2 protein-coding genes are annotated in these 1,556 nt (G+C 64.0%); both read right to left on the reverse strand.

Translation table 11 applies throughout. The features are described 5' to 3' along the window. On the reverse strand, positions 1-668 hold a 668-nt coding region (gene istA / locus ACS5Q1_RS45215), incomplete at its 3' end, for an IS21 family transposase (protein WP_473104343.1). Between the two features lie 563 nt (positions 669-1,231). Next, on the reverse strand, positions 1,232-1,556 hold a 325-nt coding region (locus ACS5Q1_RS45220), incomplete at its 5' end, for a transposase (RefSeq protein ID WP_473104344.1).

The following is a 1,556-nucleotide window of genomic DNA, read 5'->3' on the forward strand; positions in this document are numbered from 1 at the left end:
ACCATCGGCTCGTGGAAGCAAGCCTTGGTGATCCCGGCCTTGAGATTGTCGCTGACCGTCTGGCGGGTGGCACCGCCCAGGAAGGCAAAGGTGCGCACGTGCGAACCGATCCAGTCCGGCAGGCTCTGGGTGAAGCTGGCCTCGGCATAGGTGTAGTTGGAGGCCCCGAGCACGGCGACGAAGATCTGGACCGGGCGGACCTCGCCGGTGAGCCCGTCGATCACCTCCATGGTGTGGCCGGAATAGTCGACGAAGAGCTTCTCGCCGGCGACATGGACCTGGCGCAGAGTGGGTTTGAGCCGACCCGCCCAGTCCTTGTAATGCTCGCAGAACCAGGAATAGCTGAAGGCCTCGGGGGCGCTGTCGCAGTATTCCTCCCACAGCAGCACCAGCGTCACGCCCGGCCGGCGCAGTTCGCGATGGACCAGGGTCCAGTCGGGCTGGCTGCGTTGCTCGGCGGGCAGATCGGAGGGCGGCGGATAGAGCCGGTTCTCCAGCAGGACATCGTCATCGAGCTCGGGCGGCAGGGGCCAGGTCAGGCCGGCCCGCCGGACGCGGTTGATGTATTTGCTGACGGTGCCCTGGGCCAGGCCCAGGCTGGTTGCGGTGGCGCGCTGGGAGAGCCCGACCGCATGGTGCAGGCGTAAGACTTCACGGATGTGGCGCATCGACAGTCTCTCGGTGGGCATCTTGGTCCTCGGCTGGGAAGCAAAGGCCAAGAGTACCGTGGGTTGCAGACTGCCAGCAGAAAGCACCTCTTCACGGTCTCGGAGACTGATCACGATCGCTGGAATGAGCGATCATGGTCCTCTGGAAACCATGATCACGATGCCCTGGAATGGATGATCACGATCCTCTGGAACCCGTAATCACGATCGCCTGGAACGCGCAACAGTTCGAGCTACTCGCCGCATGAGCCGATCAACAGGCATCTGCTACTTCCTCATCCCAGCCTCGGATTTGCGACATGTGTGGACGCCCGCTAGAGCGCAAGAAGAATCTTCAGGTTTGATGCAGCGCGTGGTCAGGGTCTGACATGTGTGCGGCCTCTGATGCGGCCGTTCACATGCCGCGGGCCCGGATGGGAGTTCGCGGATCAGGTCCAATTCAAAGCCACGTGCTCGAGGCTCTTGTCGCAAAGCTGGTTTTCCTGATCCCGTCTCGGTGACCGTTGCGCCATCTCTCTCCTTGTGATCTTCCCACGCCCCAACAGCCCCGCAGCCGCGAATGCTTAGGCCATCGCGGCTGGAGCCTGATAAACCCCACCTCTCGCCATCAGGGCCCAGACGATGCGGGCCATCTTGTTGGCGAGCGCCACCCGCACCAGCATCGGTGGTTTGCGCGCGACCATGCGCGCCATCCACGAGCCTGCCGGAGCCCGGTTGCGGGCTGCCCAACTCACAACGGCACTCGCGCCGATGATCAGCAGGCGGCGCAAGGTCCGCTCACCCATCTTCGAGGTGGCACCCAGCTTCTGTTTGCCGCCGGTGGAGTGCTGCAAGGGCGTGAGCCCGACCCAGGCGGCGAAGTCCCGCCCGCGCTTGAAGGTCTCAGCG

The organism is Microvirga sp. GN3 (genome assembly GCF_055792825.1).